The sequence below is a fragment of the Qipengyuania profundimaris genome (genome assembly GCF_030717945.1).
Taxonomy (GTDB): Bacteria; Pseudomonadota; Alphaproteobacteria; order Sphingomonadales; family Sphingomonadaceae; genus Qipengyuania; species Qipengyuania profundimaris.
In genome coordinates, this window is the sequence record NZ_JAVAIM010000001.1 from 2,173,711 (window position 1) to 2,193,491 (window position 19,781).

14 protein-coding genes and 1 riboswitch are annotated in these 19,781 nt (G+C 62.2%); of the genes, 9 read left to right on the forward strand and 5 right to left on the reverse strand.

Annotation, left to right across the window (positions count from 1 at the left end; genetic code table 11):
- Window positions 1–161 precede the first annotated feature (161 nt).
- The 7 genes from Q9K02_RS10650 to Q9K02_RS10680 all read left to right on the forward strand — a co-directional run bounded on the left by Q9K02_RS10650 (window position 162) and on the right by Q9K02_RS10680 (window position 12,982).
- Window positions 162–3,110, forward strand: coding sequence for a calcium-binding protein (locus Q9K02_RS10650; protein ID WP_305932876.1), 2,949 nt, complete (start codon window positions 162–164; stop codon window positions 3,108–3,110).
- A 155-nt stretch (window positions 3,111–3,265) separates the two neighbouring features.
- The gene (locus Q9K02_RS10655; RefSeq protein WP_305932877.1) at window positions 3,266–4,327 is read left to right on the forward strand and encodes a helix-turn-helix transcriptional regulator; all 1,062 of its coding nucleotides are present in this window, start codon (window positions 3,266–3,268) and stop codon (window positions 4,325–4,327) included.
- Between the two features lie 434 nt (window positions 4,328–4,761).
- Window positions 4,762–7,389: a calcium-binding protein gene (locus tag Q9K02_RS10660; protein ID WP_305932878.1), complete on the forward strand. Its 2,628-nt coding sequence runs from the start codon at window positions 4,762–4,764 to the stop codon at window positions 7,387–7,389.
- Between the two features lie 309 nt (window positions 7,390–7,698).
- Entirely contained in the window at window positions 7,699–8,598 is a 900-nt protein-coding gene (locus Q9K02_RS10665; RefSeq protein ID WP_305932879.1) for a lysozyme, read from the forward strand.
- A gap of 101 nt (window positions 8,599–8,699) precedes the next feature.
- The gene (gene thpR, locus Q9K02_RS10670; protein ID WP_305932880.1) at window positions 8,700–9,245 is read left to right on the forward strand and encodes an RNA 2',3'-cyclic phosphodiesterase; all 546 of its coding nucleotides are present in this window, start codon (window positions 8,700–8,702) and stop codon (window positions 9,243–9,245) included.
- A gap of 165 nt (window positions 9,246–9,410) precedes the next feature.
- Window positions 9,411–11,666, forward strand: coding sequence for a M3 family metallopeptidase (locus Q9K02_RS10675; RefSeq protein ID WP_305932881.1), 2,256 nt, complete (start codon window positions 9,411–9,413; stop codon window positions 11,664–11,666).
- 116 nt (window positions 11,667–11,782) lie between these two features.
- Window positions 11,783–12,982: a GGDEF domain-containing protein gene (locus Q9K02_RS10680; RefSeq protein WP_305932882.1), complete on the forward strand. Its 1,200-nt coding sequence runs from the start codon at window positions 11,783–11,785 to the stop codon at window positions 12,980–12,982.
- On the opposite strand, the gene Q9K02_RS10685 is transcribed toward Q9K02_RS10680, so the two are convergent.
- The 5 genes from Q9K02_RS10685 to Q9K02_RS10705 are packed head-to-tail and all read right to left on the reverse strand — an operon-like array spanning window position 12,979 to window position 17,582.
- Window positions 12,979–13,278 (reverse strand): GCN5-related N-acetyltransferase, encoded by a 300-nt coding sequence (locus Q9K02_RS10685; RefSeq protein ID WP_305932883.1) that lies wholly within the window; start codon window positions 13,276–13,278, stop codon window positions 12,979–12,981. The genes Q9K02_RS10680 and Q9K02_RS10685 overlap by 4 nt on opposite strands.
- 14 nt (window positions 13,279–13,292) lie before the next feature.
- Window positions 13,293–14,021: an ABC transporter ATP-binding protein gene (locus tag Q9K02_RS10690; protein WP_305932884.1), complete on the reverse strand. Its 729-nt coding sequence runs from the start codon at window positions 14,019–14,021 to the stop codon at window positions 13,293–13,295.
- Window positions 14,018–14,971, reverse strand: coding sequence for a FecCD family ABC transporter permease (locus Q9K02_RS10695; protein ID WP_305932885.1), 954 nt, complete (start codon window positions 14,969–14,971; stop codon window positions 14,018–14,020). The genes Q9K02_RS10690 and Q9K02_RS10695 overlap by 4 nt, the downstream gene beginning before the upstream one ends.
- Window positions 14,968–15,780 carry a helical backbone metal receptor gene (locus Q9K02_RS10700; protein ID WP_305932886.1) on the reverse strand — a complete coding sequence of 271 codons (813 nt, stop codon included), beginning with the start codon at window positions 15,778–15,780 and terminating at the stop codon, window positions 14,968–14,970. The genes Q9K02_RS10695 and Q9K02_RS10700 overlap by 4 nt, the downstream gene beginning before the upstream one ends.
- Window positions 15,777–17,582 (reverse strand): TonB-dependent receptor plug domain-containing protein, encoded by a 1,806-nt coding sequence (locus Q9K02_RS10705; protein WP_305932887.1) that lies wholly within the window; start codon window positions 17,580–17,582, stop codon window positions 15,777–15,779. The genes Q9K02_RS10700 and Q9K02_RS10705 overlap by 4 nt, the downstream gene beginning before the upstream one ends.
- A 153-nt stretch (window positions 17,583–17,735) precedes the next feature.
- Window positions 17,736–17,898: riboswitch (cobalamin riboswitch) on the reverse strand.
- 171 nt (window positions 17,899–18,069) lie between these two features.
- Between Q9K02_RS10705 and Q9K02_RS10710 the strand changes: the two genes are divergently transcribed.
- The gene (locus Q9K02_RS10710) at window positions 18,070–19,176 is read left to right on the forward strand and encodes a cell wall hydrolase (protein ID WP_305932888.1); all 1,107 of its coding nucleotides are present in this window, start codon (window positions 18,070–18,072) and stop codon (window positions 19,174–19,176) included.
- A 134-nt stretch (window positions 19,177–19,310) separates the two neighbouring features.
- Window positions 19,311–19,652 (forward strand): hypothetical protein, encoded by a 342-nt coding sequence (locus Q9K02_RS10715; RefSeq protein ID WP_305932889.1) that lies wholly within the window; start codon window positions 19,311–19,313, stop codon window positions 19,650–19,652.
- The last annotated feature ends 129 nt before the right edge of the window (window positions 19,653–19,781 follow it).

Sequence of the window (19,781 nt, forward strand, 5' to 3'; positions counted from 1 at the left end):
CGGTTCAGCTTTTCGCACGCGACGATCACCCCTGCCCCCTCGAGTATTCTGTGACAGTTGGAGCACACTTCAAGTAATAGCATATTGCCTTTACAGATTTGCTTGACCTCCTCGGGTCGCCGATCAATCCGTGCGACTTCCTTTGTATGGGGTCGCAGAAGATGATCGAGATTTACGGTACCGAAGGTAGTGATCTGTTCGAAGACGGGACGGACGCCGACGAGAGCTATTACGGCCTGGGCGGCAACGACCTGATCTATGGTTCGGGCGGCAACGACTACATCGATGGCGGCGAGGGGCGCGATACGCTGCGTTTCGTCATGGAAGACTTCGCCGGCACGACCGGGCCGGTCAGCTACGTTCTTGGCTCGGGGAATTTCTTCGACTCCGCAGGCCGAGTTAATACCGATTTCGCCGGCATCGAAACGTTCGAGTTCCTGTCGTTCAATCCGGAAATGGTCACCTTCGATGCCTCGTCCTTCGTCCCGACCGGGTTCGACAGCCGCTATTACCAGCTAAGCGTCCGCATGTTCGAAGCTAACAGCTCGATCACCGGATCCGCCTATAACGACTTCTTCCAAGTGCGCGGAGAAAACCACACAGTTGAAGGCGGCGACGGCTTTGATGCGGTTCGCATCAACCAGATGGAAGAAGGCGGCACCATCACGATTTCGACCACCAATGGCGTGACCACAGTCAGCCAATGGATGGGCTACGACGCCCAGCTCGCCAGCTTGACCAATGTCGAGACGGTCGGCGTGCTTGCGACCTTCAATAGCTGGTCGCATCTGCTGGTCGACGCGTCTGCTTCGCAGATCGGCGTGCGGTTCTTCGACGGCGCCGGCGACGATACCTTCATCGGTGGTTCTGCGACGGACGTCTTCTTCAAGAGTGGCGGCACGGTAGGGTTCGACGGCTACGATTACTTCACCGGCGGCGGCGGGTCCGACATCTTCGCTTTTGCCCCGGAAGCAGCTTGGCTCGACTATACCTTCATCACCGATTTCTCGGCCGAAGACATCATCGACCTCAGCTTTTTCAGCCAGTACAATTCGGTTTTCGTCGGTAATGCCGAGTTCTCCGGAACCGGCTCCGAGATCCGCTACGAGATCGTCGGCTACGAAACCTGGATCCAGGTCGACCAGGACGGTGACGGCTTCTCCGACGGCACGATCAGGTTGACCAACGGCGCGTTCGGGATCGAGGAACGGGCGGGCTCCGTTCCCCTGCAACTCGTCATCGGCGCCATCGTCGACGACGGGACGGATGACTATTTCACCATTACCGAAGTGAACGACAGCGGCGATGTAGTCTTCCTCGACGGCGGCTCCGGTTACGATACCGTCGATGCGACTGCGGTTGGTATTTTCCCGGAAAGGCTGATCTTCCGCGCCTCGACATTCGACGGTGAAGATACCGACGCAATCGACGTCGCCGGATACAGATTGCTGGGCGTGGATCAGATCTTCGGGTCGCTCAACGGGTCGAACAGCTTCTTCCTGCCGAATTACGATCGCTCGGTAGAGCTGGTCGGAGGCGACTATTCCGACTCCTTCTTCGGCAGCTACGAAAACGCCGACACCTACTTCGGCCGTGGCGGCGACGACTTCATGTATGTCGGGGCCGGCGATACCGCGTTTGGCGAAGGGGGGAACGACACGTTCGATATCTTCCCGCGCTACGGCGAAGATGCCGACGCCTTCATCTATGGCGGTGACGGCGTGGACACCCTGCGCACCACCTTCGGAATGTTTGTCGATCTGGAATTCAACGCCGCCTATGCCATTACCCCACGCGGGCATTATACCTATGTCGAAGGCGTCGAGAATGTCATCGTGCAGACGGCGTCCGGCTTCCAATCCGTCGTCATCGGTACGGATGCCGCGAACCGTTTCGAAGTCGATCCGAACCGCGACGAAGGTATCGACGGCGTGCTGTTCGATGGTCGCGGCGGCGATGACAGCCTGTTCGGCAGCGCCGGCAACGACGAACTGTTGGGCGGGGCGGGCAATGACCTGATTGAAGGGCGTCGCGGAAACGACCGGATCCAGGGTAACGGGGGCAATGACCGGTTGTTCGGCAACAATGGCGACGACACGCTGAGCGGCGGCCTCGGCGATGACGAGCTGACCGGCGGCAATGGCCACGATGCCCTCTTCGGAAACGATGGTGCGGACTTGCTGATCGGCAATTACGGCAGCGACAGGCTCAACGGCGGTGCGGGTAACGATGACCTCTATGGCGGTTACGATAACGACCAGCTGTTCGGCAGCGACGGTCGCGATGTCCTCTACGGGGGAGAAGGCGATGACACCCTTAACGGCGGCCAAGGAACCGACGTTCTGTATGGCGGCATCGGCAACGACAGCTTGTACGGCGGTCTCGGGATCGACTTCCTTTACGGCGGTCGAGGCGACGATGTGCTGCGGGGCAACGAGGCCGACGACTATCTCGACGGCGAAATAGGCAATGACACGCTGCGGGGCGACGACGGCAACGACACGCTGATCGGAGGCTTCGGCAACGACGATCTCGACGGCGGAGAAGGCAGCGATGTGCTCCGCGGCGGCGACGGGAACGACACGATCGCAGGCGGAAACGGAAACGACAATCTCGGCGGCGGCTACGGTGACGATGGTCTGTTCGGTGGAGCTGGCGACGACCTTCTCGTAGGCGGCAACGGTGCAGACTTTCTGCGCGGAGGGACAGGCAACGACCGGCTTTCCGGTGGGTATGGTGCAGACAATCTTGCCGGTGGCGCGGGCACGGACCAACTCACAGGTGGCGGAGGTAGCGATGTCTTCGTGTTCGGCTCGGCCGGGGACCTGGGCGCGTCGCTGGCCCTCGCCGACGTCATCACCGATTTTACCCAGTCGGGCGGAGACCTGATCAATCTGGCCGCCGTCGATGCAGACACGACCACCGCTGGAAACCAGGGTTTTGCCTTTATCGGTGATGCCGCTTTCACCGGCGCAGCGGGGGAACTGCGCTACGGTCAGAGCAACGGCCAGACCGTCATCGAAATGGACCGCAACGGCGACGGCATGGCCGATCTCTTCCTCAAGCTGGACGGCACGGTCGACCTGACGATCAACGACTTCGCTTTCTGATTTTGCGCAACCTGCGGGAGGGCAGCCGATCGGGCCGCCCTCCCCTTTTTTCGCCTTATGGCCAAATTGTTGCGAAGCGCGCCGCGACCACTGTAGCTATGCCGATCGAAGGTCCGGCTGTTGTAATTACTTGCCATCGATGGTCTTGTGCCTGGATGGGGGCGACTTTCGAACTGCTGGCACAGCGATGCCGCGCGGCTGGCGTTGGCGCATACGAATGGTCGCGCCTGTTGCAGGACATCGGAGAGTGGGTGGGTGGATCCAAATCCATGTTGCTCGGCGTCTCCCCATTCGGTCCCTATCGCCATTCGCTAAGCTGGAACCACAATCCCGAGGCGACCGAGCGGTACAATAGCCGCTATAATCTGCTGGACCCGCGCGCTCCTTTCTCGAAGGTCACGCCTCTTCACGTGTGTCAGCTTGGCCAGAAATATGTCCGCAACGAAGATATCGAGGCGACCGAGTATTTCGATGCCATCAGCCTGTTTGCAGATGTGAAAGACAGTGTGCACGGGATTATCGCCGATAGTGCGGAGACGGGTCGCCAGACGATCAGCGTCCAGCGCGGTTTTGCCGAGGATTTCTTTTCCGCTACCGAGGCTGGGCGATTGCAGGCTCTGCTGCCGGTCCTGGAAGAAGCGATCAGGGACTCCCTGCGCATCGCGAGGATCCTCGGCTCTCAGGCGAGCGACAATGGCTATGCGTATCTGCTGATCGATCCCGGTCTGAATATCCAATTCTTCGATTGCACCGACGACCTACCGATCTTTGCCGATGGCGGACCGCTGGGCATTGCCGCAGGCAAACTGACAACCCCGTCCGCTCTAGTCGACCTGGCCTGTTCTTCCGCCGTCAAGAGGGCTGTGTCGGGAACCCGGCTCGATTTGCGATTGGCTGGATATGAGCTGCAATTTTCGCCGGTGCCCGAAGTTCTGCGCTGGAGTGCAAGTCACGACAGTGCATTCCTGACCATTGCACGGCGAGAGCGTCAAACATCGACACGCGCCGGGCTGTACGCCCTCGCGCATGATTTCTCCGACAGCGAGAGCGAACTTCTGGCGCAGCTTGTCGAAAATCCCGACCTGCGCGAGGCATCCCGGGTTCTCGGGAGAAGCTACGAGACCGTTCGCTGGCACGTGAAGAACATGTTGGACAAGAGCGCGACCAGCCGCCGCGATGCCATGCTCGATGCGGCGCGTCGCGGTAGCCTCGACTGATCCGACAGGACGCGACGTTATCGAAACCTTCGCCCATTTAAGAACAACGAGTAGAACCTTGGATCGACCATCCTTTACTGATTTCGGCAAAAGGTGTAGTCAGCCCGCCGACTCATACGTGTCAGGCTAGTTTCCGACACGGGAGCTAACGAGAGCGCCGCGTTCAAGCAGTGCCGGTTTAGTCAGGTCGTCACGATAAAAAATTGCCGCACCAAGTGCGGGATATTCGGTCAGGTCGCATCGACGCCGAACGGTTCTTGTGCCGTTCGCCATGGAGGAACGAGCGACCCCGAACGGTATTTGTCCCTGTCAGGTTTGCGAACTGCGCTTAGGAAAAGTGCAACCGCGACCTCCGAGGGTCGACCGAGACGCACAAGACAAGGGGTTCGTTCAAGACTTGCAGCGTGCCGCAGGCATGCTTGAGGAGAACGACAATGCCTACACCTACCCAATGGCTCAACAATTTCCAGGTCAACACCGGCCCGGCAGCAACTGGCTTTCAGTATGCCCCACAGATTATCGGGCTGAGCAACGGCAATTTTCTAGTCGTTTGGTCGGAAAGCTCCGACGGCACGATCGCGACAGCCAACGGGCTCGACATCGTCGGCAAAATCTACGATGCCGATGGCAACGTCGTGCGCGACAGCTTTCAACTGAACAGCAACCAGATCGACGAAGAATACGATTTCGACATCGTAGCAACCAACGATGGTGGTTTTGCACTGGTTTATCTGGACGATGACGTCGATTTCGACTCACAGAATATTATTTACGAGCGGTATGACGCGAATGGAGATTCCACCGTTTTCCGCGCCGTAGCAACCGAAGGTGTAGCTGATAGGTCCCATTCTAATCCGGAAGTAACATTCAATCATGTAACCGGAGAGGCGGTCGTCACATTCACGGATGTCGAAGCGGGCGACATCGACATCCGCGCGGTCACCATTGACAGTTCCAATGTCGTCAGCGCCGAGTACGACGCGGCGCAGAACAGTCCCGATAATGATACGAGTGGAGAAGTCGCGGTTCTGGCCAACGGCAATTATGTGACCGTCTATCAAGAGACAGACAGTCCGAATGTGGGCATCGAGGCACACATTTTTAACTCGGCAGGATCTGTCATTTCGAACATTCAGGTCACGTCCACAGGCTTTAACCCGCACGTCGCCACCTTAGCTAACGGCAATTTCGTCGTAAGCTGGGAAGACGGCGGGGTAATCAATTACGCCATTCGGACCGCCTCGGGCGGTTCTGTGACTACCGGCACGGTCGCAACCGGAAGTGACTTCGTCAACGAATCCAGGATCGTAGCGCTGCCGGACGGCGGTTTTGTCATCACTTGGGACAACGATACGGATTCGACATTGGAAGCGCAGGCTTTCTTCAGCAACGGGGTTGCAGATGGCAGCGCCTTCGTTGTTGCCGGCAATGAACCGACCACGCCCGACATCAGCGTGACCGGTGACGGGCGCATCCTGTTTACTTGGGTCGAACTGGATTCGGGCGGCGAAATCTTCGCATCGGTATGGGACCCGCGCGATGGCGCAATCGATGCATCCGATTACGATCAGGGGCTGGCCAATTTCGTCGATACCGAAGTGATCTATGGCTACTCGACCACCGGATCGACCATCAACGGCGACGCAGACAGCAATTCGATCTTCGGTTTTGCCGGAAACGATATCATCGACTCCGGGGGCGGCGTGAATATCGTACGTGCGCGTGCTGGTAACGATACGATCTACTCCAGCGGCGACGGGGAATATTATGGCGGCAGCGGTGACGATCTAATCTATGCAGGCCTTACCTTCGCAAGCGAAGTGCTCGACGGTGGCGATGGCATCGATACGGTCGACACCACCACCTGGGACGGAGATTACGTCTTCGATATGGGAACCGGCGACACCAATTACGGTGGTGAGAGCTTCGTCAATTTCGAAAACGCGGTGATGGGGATCGGCAATGACGACGTTACCGGAACCTTCGTCGACAACTCGATAGTCGGCAATGCCGGCAATGATACGCTCGATGGTCGTGCAGGTAACGACTTCCTCGATGGCGGTGCCGGAAACGACACGCTGATCGGGGGTAACGGCACCGACACATTGCTCGGCGGAAACGATAACGACCTGCTGATCGGCAACTTCGGCAGCGACACGCTGAACGGCGGCACCGGCGACGATCGCATCTTCGCAGGCTTTGGCGACGACGTTCTTATCGGAGGCGATGGCCGCGACATTCTTCGCGGCGGCAGTGGCACCGATACGTTGCTGGGCGGCCAGGGCACCGACGAAATGCGCGGTGGCCTCGGCAATGATACGCTATCCGGCGGCCTCGGCATCGATTTCCTCTATGGCGGCGGCGACAACGACACGCTCTTCGGCGAAGAAAGCGACGACACTCTCTATGGGGATGCCGGTGCTGACTCGCTGGACGGCGGCGATGGCGACGACAGTCTCTTTGGCGGCACCGGTAACGACTTCCTCGATGGCGGGGCCGGCTCCGATCTGATGCGCGGCGGCGACGGTGTCGACACGCTCACAGGAGGGTTCGGGGCCGATAACCTCGGCGGCGGCATCGGCGACGATTCGCTGTTCGGCGGCGATGGAAACGACCTGCTACTCGGCGACAACGGTGCCGACCTCATGCGCGGCGGCGCCGGTGCCGACAGGTTGCGCGGCGGGTTCGGCGCCGACAACATCGGTGGCGGTACCGGCACCGATACGCTGACGGGTGGTGGTGGAGCCGACTTGTTCTTCTTCGGCGATGCAACGCACCTCAACAGCACGTTCGCCCTCACCGACACAATCACGGACTTCAGCCAGTCCGACGGTGACACGATTAGTCTGACCGGCATCGACGCCAATACCACGGCTGGCGGCAATCAGGCCTTCTCCTTCGTCGGGGAAAGCGCATTCAGCGGCACCGCCGGCGAACTGCGCTATGCCCAGGCAGGGGGCCAGACGGTGGTGGAGATGGACCGCGACGGCGACGGAGTGGCCGATCTGTACCTGACCCTCGATGGTTTGGTCGATCTCACGGCGGCCGATTTCGTATTGTAAACCGAACAGCGTGCAAAAAATGCGGGCGGGAGATGTATCTCCCGCCCGTTTTTCGTTCCGTGACCGAAAATCGAGCGCTGTGCTGTCAAACATGGTTAAACCTCTGTTTTTCTAATATTTTCCGCCAATTTTCAGCAGATACCGCGCTTAGGCGGGGATTCCCTCCCAAGCGTTGCCATTGCGCGGTGAGTGGCGGACCGACCCCTTGCCACGCGCGTTTTATAGACAAACGCCCGCGCGGGAAATTTTCGAATATATAAAACTTTCGACCATCGCGCGGCTAAGCAAAATGAAAGCAATTGCCTCGCCATGACAGGGACCAACAGACAAAACCAAGATATCCGAAAGAGATCGCCGAAACTTGAGCAACTTCTCCAAGAGCTGAACAGTCCGCTCGATCAGAGCGGCTGGCAGAAGCGGCCCTCAACGCAAAATCCCGGTGAACCCGAGAATTCCAGCAATCCGGTCAAGCGATTGCTGTCCAAACGTCGGCACCGCAGCGATCTGAAGCGTGCCAGACGCGCAGCGCAAAAGGCGTTCGGCGTCAAGCCGCGCCATTCCGCGCGTCGACATGCTACAATGATGCTTACCGCAGGAGCGGTCGGACTAACCGCGTTTACCGGACCACAGCTGTCGGGTACCAAGCAAAAAGCGCCTGTCGCCGCAACGTCGGTCGATGCAGACGGTGTAGAGGTTCGGAAGCCTGCTGCACTTCTCAAGACAAGCGAGGATTTCAAGCAAGCCCTAATTCAGGAAGAGGGCGTGCGATATACAGTCTACCGCGATGTCGCAGGTTATCCTACCGTAGGGGTCGGACACCTGGTCGAGCCTGAAGATAATCTGCGCGTTGGCGACACGATCAGCGAAAATCGCGCCATGGCATTTCTTACGGCGGATCTCGCAGAAGCGGAGCGCGGCGTGCGCAAGCTCGTCGGGTCCCTCCCGCTCTATCAGCATGAATTCGATGCCCTCGTGGATCTCGTCTATAATGTCGGCATCGGCAACGTCTCACCGGAACGAAGCCCGAGACTGAATGCGGCGATCGATGCCGGAGATTATGATGAGGTAGCATCGCAGTTGGACTACACTCATGCCGGCGGTGCTGTCGCGAGAGGCTTGGAATTTCGGTCTGAGCGGCGTGCTGCGATCTTTGCGGAAGCCGATTACGAAGATCCGCGTGAGATCGGCAGTTCGAGCGCCAACGCCTGACGTCTGTTGATGCCTTGCCGATCCAGTGAGTAAGCATTGCCGAACTGCTCAAGTTCGGGGAATTAACAAGGCGAATTACGCTCGGTGATCCAATCCGCCGCATGACCCACCGCCTGTTCATTGCTCTGCGCCCTCCGCCTCCCGTCCGTGATAGATTGATTGACAGCATGGACGGAGTGACAGGCGCGCGCTGGCAGGATGACGACCAGTTGCACCTGACGTTGCGATATGTCGGGGAGGTCGACAGGCACTGCGCCAACGATCTTGCCGAAGCACTCGGCGGCTTGCGCATGCCGTGTTTCGAAATCGAGCTGGTCGGTACGGGCGCGTTCGAACGCAAGGGTAAACCGCACCTGATCTGGGCGGGTGTCGCGCCGAACGAGGCACTCCGGCGTCTGCAGAAGAAGATCGAACGGATTTGCCAAAGCGCGGGGATCGAGGCCGAACACCGCAAGTTCATGCCCCACGTCACTCTGGCCCGGCTCAATTCGTCCAGCGGCCCGGTCGGTAGCTTCCTTGCCGACACTGCAACCACCCGGTTCGGTAGCTGGAACGCGACCTCTTTCGGCCTGTTCGAGAGCCACTTGCGCGAGCAAGGATCGCTCTACACCGAAGTTGTCGATTATCCGCTCGGCGCGGTAGCCTGAGCCATTCAGGAACACGCAAGGCCCGATGCCGTTCGATAAAGCGTGCACAAGCGCCGACCGGCGACATGCGTTCGCTTGCTCCAAGCCACGCAATCCGGTCCAAGCGCGTATCGCAATTCTATCTATCCGGTCAGGCATCACCCTGCCCGGTCCAAGGGAGATACTATGAAGGCCCAGATCCTGGCCACCGCCGCCCTCGCCGCACTCGCCGCAGGCTGCACCACCACCCCCGGAGGAGAGATCGAGACCATGGCCGAAGCCAATGAAGTCCCGCAGGCCACCGGCTATTTCGCCAGCGAAAGCACGCTGCCGTTCAAGGCGCCCGATTTCACGAAGATTTCGGAAGACGATTACATGCCCGCCTTCGAGCAGGGCATGGCAATCCACCAGGCCGAAATCCAGGCGATCATCGACAATCCCGCCCCGCCGACCTTCGAGAACACGATTGTCGCGCTCGAGAGATCGGGCCGCATGCTGGGCCGCGTCGCAACGGTTTTCTTCGCGCTGACCGGATCGAACACCACCGATCGGCTGGACGAGATCAACACCGAAATCAGTCCCAAGCTGACCGCCCATTCCGACAGCATCACCCTCAACCCCGAGCTCTTCGCCCGCGTGAAGGCGGTCTACGACAACCGCGCCGCGATGACGATGACGCCCGAAGATGCCAAGCTGCTCGAGGATACCTACGAAGGTATGGTCCATGCAGGCGCCATGCTGACCGATGCGCAGCGTGAACGCGTGAAGCAGATCAACACGCAGCTGTCCGAAGTCACGACCGAGTTTGGCCAGACCGTCCGCTCTGCCATGAGCGACCAGCCGCTGATCGTCGACACGCGCGAGGAGCTGGCGGGCCTGTCGGAAGCCGACATCAAAGCTGCGGCAGAACTTGCCGCAGAGAAGGGCCAGCCGGGCAAGTTCGCCCTCGCCCTGCAAAACACCACGCAGCAGCCGCTCCTGCCGACGCTGGAGAACCGGGCGACGCGTGAGAAGCTGTTCAAGCTGTCCTACCACCGCGCCGACGGCCAGCGCGGGTTCGACACGCGCGACCAGGTTCGCCAGATTGCCGCCCTGCGCGCCGAGAAAGCCGCGCTGTTCGGCGAGCCCGACTGGGCGACCTATGCCATGTGGGATCGCATGGCCGAGAAGCCGGAAACCGCGCTCAACTTCATGGAGCAGATGGTTCCCGCCCTCGCCGCGACCCAGCGGCGCGAAGCGGCCCTGCTGAACACCGCGATCGCAGCGGACGGCGGCGATTACGAAGTCCAGCCGTGGGACTGGTATCGCTATGCCAACAAGGTGAAGGCCGAGAACTTCCAGCTCGATGAAGACGCGGTCATGGAATATTTCCAGCTCGACAAGGTGCTGGAAGACGGCGTGTTCTACGCTGCCAACCAGCTCTACGGGCTCAACTTCGAGAAGCGGACCGACATCCCGGTCTATCACCCGGACGTCACCACCTACACGGTGTTCGACCGCGACGGATCGGAGCTCGGCCTGTTCTATTTCGACCCGTTCCAGCGCCCTTCCAAGCGCGGCGGTGCGTGGATGAGCAACTTCGTCGACCAGAGCGACCTCTGGGGCAACAAGCCCGTCATCTACAATGTGCTGAACATTCCGAAGGCTCCGGCAGGCGAGGTCCAGCTCGTCAGCTTCGACAACGTCAACACGCTGTTCCATGAATTCGGCCATGCGCTGCACGGCTTCTTCGCGGACCAGATGTACGAAAGCCTGTCCGGCACCGCCACGGCGCGCGATTTCGTCGAGTATCCGAGCCAGGTGAACGAGATGTGGGCGACCTATCCTTCGGTCCTCTCGAACTACGCCAAGCACTACGAGACGGGCGAGACCATCCCGACCGAGATGATCGACCGGATCGAAGCCGCGTCGAAGTTCAACCAGGGTTACGACTTCGGCGAAGTTGTCGCAGCGGCCCTGCTGGACATGAAGTGGAGCGCTCTGTCTCCGGCGGAAGCCGCCGCCATCGATACGCCGGCCAAGGTCGATGCGTTCGAGCGCCAGGCGCTGGAAGAACTCGGTCTCGAGATCGACCTCGTGCCGCCGCGCTATCGCAGCAGCTATTTCAACCACATCTTCAGCGGACCCGCCGGCTATTCGGCAGGCTATTACAGCTATCTGTGGACCGAGATGCTCGACCGTGACAGCCGCAAGTGGTTCCTCGACAATGGTGGCCTCACCCGCGAGAACGGCGATCACTATCGCGCCACCGTGCTGAGCCGCGGCGGGACGATGGATTATTACCAGATGTTCCAGAACTTCATGGGCCGCGCGCCCGAAGTCGGCCCGATGCTCGAAGCGCGCGGGCTAATCCCGGGCGACGAGGCGGCCGACAGCGAGGTTGCGGACGACGGCGCTGCGACCATCGGTGATAGCGGGACGACGATGCCGATCGGCAACTGATCGCTTTTTCCTGTTGGTTTGAGAGGTCGGGGTCCTGTGGCTCCGGCCTCTTTTTCGTTGCGAGGTTAACCCGTTCGCAACGGTGCGAGCCTATTCGTACCGAAGGGACGGAAGGCGTGACGGAGAACACACTCAAGGATCAGGACGGGCTGGGCGTGTGCGTCACGCGCGATGCCGCCTGGGCGGCAGAAGTTCGCCGCGAAATCATATCCGGTCTGGCGGATCGCGAGGCGCATTCACTTCCTGCGAGCCTGGTCGGCTATTCTCTTTGCCTGGTCATCGCAACGATTATCGGTCCCGATATCATGCTCATCATCGCCCTGCTTTTCAGGCCGGTTTCGATCGGCCTGACGCGCTGGGCGTGCGCCCATCTGCGCCGGACGCTTGAAGCAGGCAAACCTTTCGAAGCCGCTTTCCGGCTGGCCGGGATCGCTCTTTCCCTTTCCGGGCTGTCATGGGGACTGCTGACCTTTCCTGTCTTCGCTTTACCGGCTGTCGAGCCTGCCGGACTGGCGCTGTTGGTGCTGGTTATTACCGGGGTGTGCATGATCTGCTCGATGGTCGGCCTTGTCCCATGGGTTCTGGTCGGCTTCGCCTGCGCTTTCGCACTCTCCGTTCTCGCCGGCAGCTTCATCGCCAGCGGCGGATCGCAGCCGGCGCTCACTGCGGCGGTCCTGCTTCCGCTGATCGGCGCGGTTCCATTCGGTATCGGGCAGCGACGCCAGGCCATTAGGGCCGCCGAAGACGCGGTCGACAAACTTCACCTCCACGAGGAAGTGGCAAGCGCCCTGCACCATGCCGAATATCTCTCGCGCCACGATGCCTTGACCGGCCTCGGCAATCGCCGCGCTTTGTTCGAAGACTACGGAAACCTTATCCAGCCGGACGGCCCAAGAACGATCCTTTCGATCGACCTCGACAATTTCAAATCCATCAACGACACCTTCGGCCACCAGGCGGGCGACGAAGTGCTCGTCGCGGTCGCCGACAGCATCCGCAATGCGATGCGAGGGGTGGGGCAGAGGCGCTACAGCAGCTATCGGCTTGGCGGAGAGGAATTCGCCATCGTGCTCGAACAATCGGACGAAAGCGCGGGCCGCGCCTTTGCCGAACAGCTTCGCCAGACGATCGAGCAACTCGTTCCGGTGCGCGACGTGCCGCATCTGCGCATCTCGGCATCCTTCGGCGTCATGGGGTGGTCGGGCGGATTGCCGCTGACGACGGCGCTCGGCCAGGTGGACAAGCTGCTATATGTGGCCAAAAAGCGGGGCCGCAATTGCGTGGTCGCCCGCTTCGAAGAGCGGGCCGCGGCCTAGGCAGCTTTCGCTTTTCCCCGCCACGCCAGTGAGTTGTTGTTGAGTTCGGCCAGATCTTCATCACCCGAAATGGCCGAACGGCCCAGCGCTATGGCTTTCTCCAGAACGGCATCCTCGGCATTGCGATAGGCGGGCGCGGGAATCTCCTCGTTCCATTTCGCGCCAACGGCATTGTCCAGCAGGACACGCTGGAAACAATGGTCGAGATGCACCGGCCAGCCGCGTTCTTGCGCGAGGCTGGGCATTTCATCGCGAGTGAGCGCAAACCATTGGTTTTCGAGATCGGATCGGGTCATGCGAAGGCAACCCTTCAGCGTGCGATGAGTGCCCGCTTGCCTTCCACACCGATCCAATGGGCGTCGATTTTCCAGACGTTTTGCAGGGCCAATACGTCCAATGCTGATTCCGGCTGCCCGTCAGTGGCGAGCCTGCCTTCGCTGAGCACGATGACCCGGTCGGCACAATTCATCGCATGAGCGAGATCGTGCAGTACCAGCACCACGCCCGCGCCTTGGTCGGCCGCATCGCGCAAGTGGCGCAGTAACGCGAGTTGGTGCCCGATATCCAACGCGGCGAGCGGCTCGTCTGCGAGGATCCATGCAGGCTCTCCGGCAAGCACGCGGGCCAGCAATACCCGGGCGGTTTCGCCGCCGGACAGCGACTGGGCTCGGCGGTTTTCGAGTGGTCCGAGGTCGAGGGCGGCAATGGCGGCCTCGACCGGCTCCGTGCGGGCGTCGCCATGCGGCATGCGACCAAGCTCGATCAGGCTGCGGACCGGAACATCCCACGCAATTTCATGCGCTTGTGGGAGATAGCCGATACGCTGTGCGCGCTCACGCGGGTGCAGGGCCGCGAGATTGCTGTCGCCGAGATTGACCGCCCCGTCATCCGGCGGGAGCAGACCCGCAAACGCCTCGAGCAATGTCGATTTGCCTGCACCGTTCGGGCCGCAGATTGCGGTGATCTGTCCCGGCTCCACGGCCAGCGACACGTCGTGTAGGCGGTCGCCAATCGACAGGTTTTGCGCGGTCAGCGTCATGCGAGCCCCCTGCGCATCCGTATCAGAAGCCAAAGGAAGAACGGCGCGCCCAGCAGGCTCAGCGCGATGCCGAGCCTCAATTCCGTTACGAAAGGCAAGACCCGCACCGCGCTGTCCGCGACCAGCACCAGCAGTGCGCCCGCGAGCGCGCTTGGGACGATCAGTTGTGAGGGGCGACTGTCGGTCAGGGGTCGCACGAGATGCGGCACGATGAGGCCGACAAAGCCGATGATCCCGGCAACCGCCACGCTTGCACCGACGGTCAGACCGATGCCTGCAATCAGCATCCAGAGCAACGCGCCGGTATTCACGCCCAACGACCGGGCGACCGGCTCGCCCAAAGTCAGCGCGTCGAGCGGTTTGCCGCTACGCCACAGGAGCAGCACACCGAGCCCGACCAGCGGCGCGGCCAGCGTGACCTCGCGCCAGCTGCGGTCGGTGAGGGCGCCGTTCAGCCACAGGACGATCTCGCTCATGGCGAAGGCGTTTGGCGCCATGCTGATCGCCAGCGCCGTCAGCGCTCCGGCGAGGCTGGCAACCATCAGGCCGGCCAGCGTGAATAGCGCGATGCCCCCGGTGCGTCCGGCGATTATAGCCAGCAACGCCATAGCCCCGCCTGCTCCCAGCAGAGCGAAGAGAGGCAGCAACCACGCGCTTGCCGTATAGCCGAACCACAACGCCACGACCGCTCCCAGCGCCGCGCCTGGTGCGATGCCGAACAGCCCCGGATCGGCGAGAGGGTTGCGCAGATAGCCCTGCATCGCCGCCCCTGCCGCACCCAGGCCTGCCCCGACGATTATCGCCAGCAAAGCGCGCGGCAAACGGAGCTCTGCGAGGATGATCGCTGCGTTCGGCGTGGTGTCGGGCCAGAGCCACACGCGCCCCGCCAGAAGCGAAAGCGGCAAGGCAATCGCAAGCAATAGGCCGAATATCAGCACCGCGCGGTTCAAGAGACGCTCCGCCGGATTTCGGCCAGCCGCTTGGCTGCGCGAATGATGGTCGGGCCGCCGCAATAGAGCAGGCGCGTCTCGAAAATCTCGCGCTGCATGCCGGGAAGCTGGTCGAGGACGGGATGACGCTGACCATTATCGTTACCGGCCACCAGCAAGACCTCCGGTGGGTCGGCGACCACCTGCTCCAGCGCGAGGAAGTCTGCCTGAGCAAGTCCGCGAGCCTCGCCGTAGCTGGTGAAGCCTGTGCGGCGCAACAGGTCGCTGATCAGCGCGCGCTCGCCGGGAACGATGCCGCCCGGCTGCCACAAGGCCGCTTCGATGGACTGCTCCTCCGCGTTCACGCGACTAAGGGCCTCATCGATGCGCGCTGCAAGGCGCTCCCCTGCTGTCGTGTCGCCCGCTAGTTGGGCTAGCGCACGCACCTGATCGAGACTTTCCTCGACCGTGCTCGCCGCTCCGAAGGTCACGACTTCGACGCCCAGATCCTCCAGCGCAGCGCGCGTCGCGGGGGCAATGAAGCTGCTTGCGACCACGACATCGGGATCGAGCGCGAGGATCTCTTCGACCGTACCGCCCGTGGCGCGGTAGCGGGCGGCATCCGCCGGCTCCATCGAGGTCGCGCGCGGATTCTTGCTGTAATGCGAGATCGCGAGCAGCTGGCCGGGCGCTGCGACCTCGGCGAGGATCGCGTCGGTGCAGGGGTTGAGGCTGACGATAGTCGGCCCTCCAAGATCGGGCGTCCGCACCGGCCCCTCGCTCGCGCATCCGGCGAGCAGCAGGGCCAGCGCAAGCAGCAGCCGGATCACATTTGCGCCCGCACGCCGACGAAGGCGCCGCGGCCGGGCGACGCATAGCCGCGCGCGGTCGCGTAATCCGCGTTGAACACGTTCTCGACCCGGCCATAGGCCTCCAGCGTTTCGCCGAACGGCAGGGCGGCGCGCAAGTCGAGCACCTCATAACCACCAAGCGCGATCGAATTGGCGGCATCGTCGAAGCTTTCGCCAGCGAAACGCAGGTCCGCACCCAGCTTCAGCCCGAATGGCGCATCCCAATCGGCATATAGCGTGCCGAAATGACGCGGGCGGCGCGCAAGGTCGAGGCCGGTCGCCCGGTCCTCGGCATCGACGTAGGAAAATACGCCCGCCACCCGAAACGCGCCGGTCACTTCGAAGCCTGCCTCGGCCTCGAACCCCTGCGCCCGCGCGCGCGCGGTGTTGTCGTAAAAGCCGAACGGCCGATCCGCGCTGAAAGCGAAGTTGATCAGGTCGGTCGTGTCACGGCGGAAGGCGGTGAGCGCGATATGCGCGCCGCGCCCTCGCTGTCCCTTTTCAACGCCGAGGTCGAAGCTGGTGCTCTCCTCAGGGCGAAGCTCCGCATTGCCGTAGAAGCTACGCAGCTGGTAGAGCGTCGGCGCCTTGAAGCCCTCGCCCACACTCGCGCGGATACGCCAGTCATTGCCGAGGCCGTAGGACAGGTCGGCACCATAGCTGCCGTTGGTGCCGAACAGCTCGTGATCGTCGACGCGCGATCCGATATGCGCGGCGATATCACCTAAGGCGAAGCCGAGCTGGACGTAGGCACCGGAGATTCCGATCTCGCCCGGCGCATCGAAACTGGTGACGTAATCGCTCCACTCGTGTTCCGCGCCGAAGGCCACGGTGACCGGGCCGATGGCGCGATATTCGCCGCGCAGTTGCACGCGCTCCGAACGGCCGTCTCCGGCAAAGGTCACATTGCCTTCTTCGTCGAGATTGTCGCGCTCGGTGTCGGACAGGCTGTAGGCCGCGCGCAGGGTGAGGTCGTTGCCGTAATAGGCCAGCCCGACATCGCCCCAGTGGCGGCGCGTTTCCTGCGTTTCCTGAGTATCTGCCAACGTAAAGGTCGGCGGCGGGAAGCCGTCGATGTCGAGCGTACCCTCGCTCCAATTGGCATGGACGAACAGTTCGAGGTTCGTGGTGATGTCGAAGAAGGCCGTGCCGCCCAGCGCGACCTGTTCGAAGCCATCGGGTTCCGTGCCGGAGGCGGCGGCGGAGAAACCGTCTGTGCGGTAGAAGGAGCTGGTGAGCCCGGCGAAGTAGCGATCGCCTTTCAGCCCGCCGACCGCGCTGGCGTAGAGGGTGTCGCGCGACCCATATTCGACATTGCCTTCGACGCCGGTCTCTGCGCGGGTGGAAACATCGACAACGCCGCCGATGGCGTCCGAGCCCCAGATCGTGCTGTTCGAGCCGCGCAGGATGTCGAACTTGCCAGCCGTGCCGAGAAGGAGATTGCCGAAATCGAACCCGCCCGAGGGCGAGGACGGATCGTTGACCTTCACCCCATCGACCAGCACCAGAAGCTGCTCCGAATTGGCGCCGCGGACGCTGACGCCGGTGAAGCCGCCGATGCCGCCGTTGCGGGTCAGCGAAAGGCCCGGCGTGCGCTGAAGAACGCGGGTGGCATCCGGCCCCTGCACGCTTTCGATCTCCTCGCGCTCGATAATCGTGACCGCCTGGCCGGTGTTGCCGATATCGGTACCGAGGCCGTTCGCGGTCACGGTAATGGTGTCGGCGCGATCCTCGACGATTTCGACACCAAGCAGCGTGGTATTGTCAGAATCCTGCGCCATCGCAGCACAGGGAAACGCGGAAACAGTCAGTAAAAGCAGAAACCTGGACACAAAACCTCCATCATAAGCGAACGTCGCTCATGACGGGAGGGAGCGGGATTGCTCGCATCCACGTTTGCCATCGGTACACCCCGCCCGCGGCCGAACGACACGCATGGGCAGGTCTCCTGGCTCCCGGATCGCCGGCTGCGCCCCGCCTTCCCGCCCGCATGGACAGTGGCATGATGGAGCGCGCCTCACCGGTCACAGTTGCGGGGGCAGCGGAGGTATCGCACCTCCTTCCCTCTTCGGGCCTGCGCGAACAGGCCAACCCATGACGCAGGCGCGCCCCTACACCGCGATATTGCGGCGCACAAGTTGGAGTTCGCATTAAGTATTTGCGTGGTAAGGGGCGCGGCGAAGGACGTCCCGTGGCGGGACCCGGACCTGCAGCCACTCCCGCAATATCTCGCGAAAGGCTATGCAGGGCGCGAAAGGATTACGGCATTTGGCCAGCAGGGCTGAAAGCGATAGCGGTAAAGAGCGCAGCGAGCGCCCTGCGCCGACGCGCGCGCAGCGCCGGGCCGAACGCCAGCGCGACAGGCGCCAGATGGCTGTGCGCCTCGGCGCGCTCGCACTTGCCATCGCCTTGCCGACCTATGCGGCACAAGGCGAACTCGGCTCCAACCTGCGCAGTGCCATCGGCCTCGAGGAAGAGCGCGTCGCGCTGACGCCGATGCCGTTCGAGACGGCGGGGGAGAGCTTCCCCGGATCGGCCTTCTATTACCTCGAGGACGCGCCCCGCCTCGCCACCGATCTCGCCGACCTGCGCGAGGAAGAAGGCACGCTGGAAACGGTAGAATTTGCTGAAAGCCACGGCGCGGGCGCGGCGGCGCAGGCCTTCCGGCAGGCGGGCGGCGGGCTCGACAAGGCGCGGGCACTGCAATGCCTGTCGATGGCGATCTATTACGAGGCGGCGAGCGAGAGCTACGGAGGCCAGCAGGCGGTGGCGCAGGTGGTGCTCAACCGCGTGGCGCACCCCGCCTATCCGGCCAGCGTCTGCGGCGTCGTGTTCCAGGGATCGGAGCGCAAGACCGGCTGCCAGTTCTCTTTCACCTGCGACGGGTCGATGCGTCGCACCCCGTCGCGCGGCGGTTATGCGCGCGCCCAGTCGATCGCGCTGGCGGCTCTCGCGGGCGATGTCTACGGCCCCATCGGCCTCGCCACCCACTATCATACGAATTACGTGAATCCCTATTGGGCGTCGAGCCTCGATTACATTCGCACCATCGGCGCGCATCGGTTTTATCGCTGGAAGGGTTCCGCCGGACGCTCGGGCGCCTTCACCGATGCATATGCGGGCGTGGAGCCGGGTGCCGCGGCACCCGCTGTGCGCCGCGCCGAGACCGACGTGCCCGGCCCGGTCGCAGCAGCTGCGCCACCGCCGAACTCCGCGATCGGTGCGGACCGGACGCCCGACGTACCGGTCGGCGCACCCGCGAAGCAGGCAACGGCAGCTCCCGCCAAGGACGACAACCTGCCCTCGTCAGGCCGTGTACGCGAGGAGTATGCCAATAGCGGGCGCTGGATCAGGGAGCCTGGCAAGAGCGAATAGGCCGTCGCGTCTGCCAGTGAAGACAAAGATTTACGTCTTCACAACCATACCGCGGAACACAAGCTTAGGTGCCTCCCGCTAAAGCCGGGTGAGCGCGACGCAGCGCGCCGCCACAGAAAGCAGGACAACTGCCCATGCCCGTTCACTTCGCCGCCGCCCGCTCCACCGCCCATTCGCCGATCGCACGCGCGCTGGCCCGCAAGGCGCTGGGCCGCGCGGCCAATGACAATGGCGTGGCTGGCGGCGACGTGGTGGTCGAAAGCTCCTTCGACACGATGATGCGCGCGGCGTTGAAGCACTTCGCGCAGCACGGTCTCGGCGCGGCACGCGAGGCGCGCAACCAGGCGGAACAGGCGCATTTCACCGGCGATACGGAAAGCTACGAATGGTGGCTGGAGGTCTGCCGGACATTGGATCGCCGCGTGGCGGAAGACCTCGTCCGCCGCCTCGATACGACGAGCGCGCTCATCTACTGAAACTTTCCGGGCGGTGGCCGGTTGAGCTCTTGTGAACCAAGCCTAGCAACGCTTATTGCTACTGCGAACCATTCTCAAAGATATGTGAACTAGCCAGCCGATTGCCGGTTGCATTCGTGTGCGTGGGAG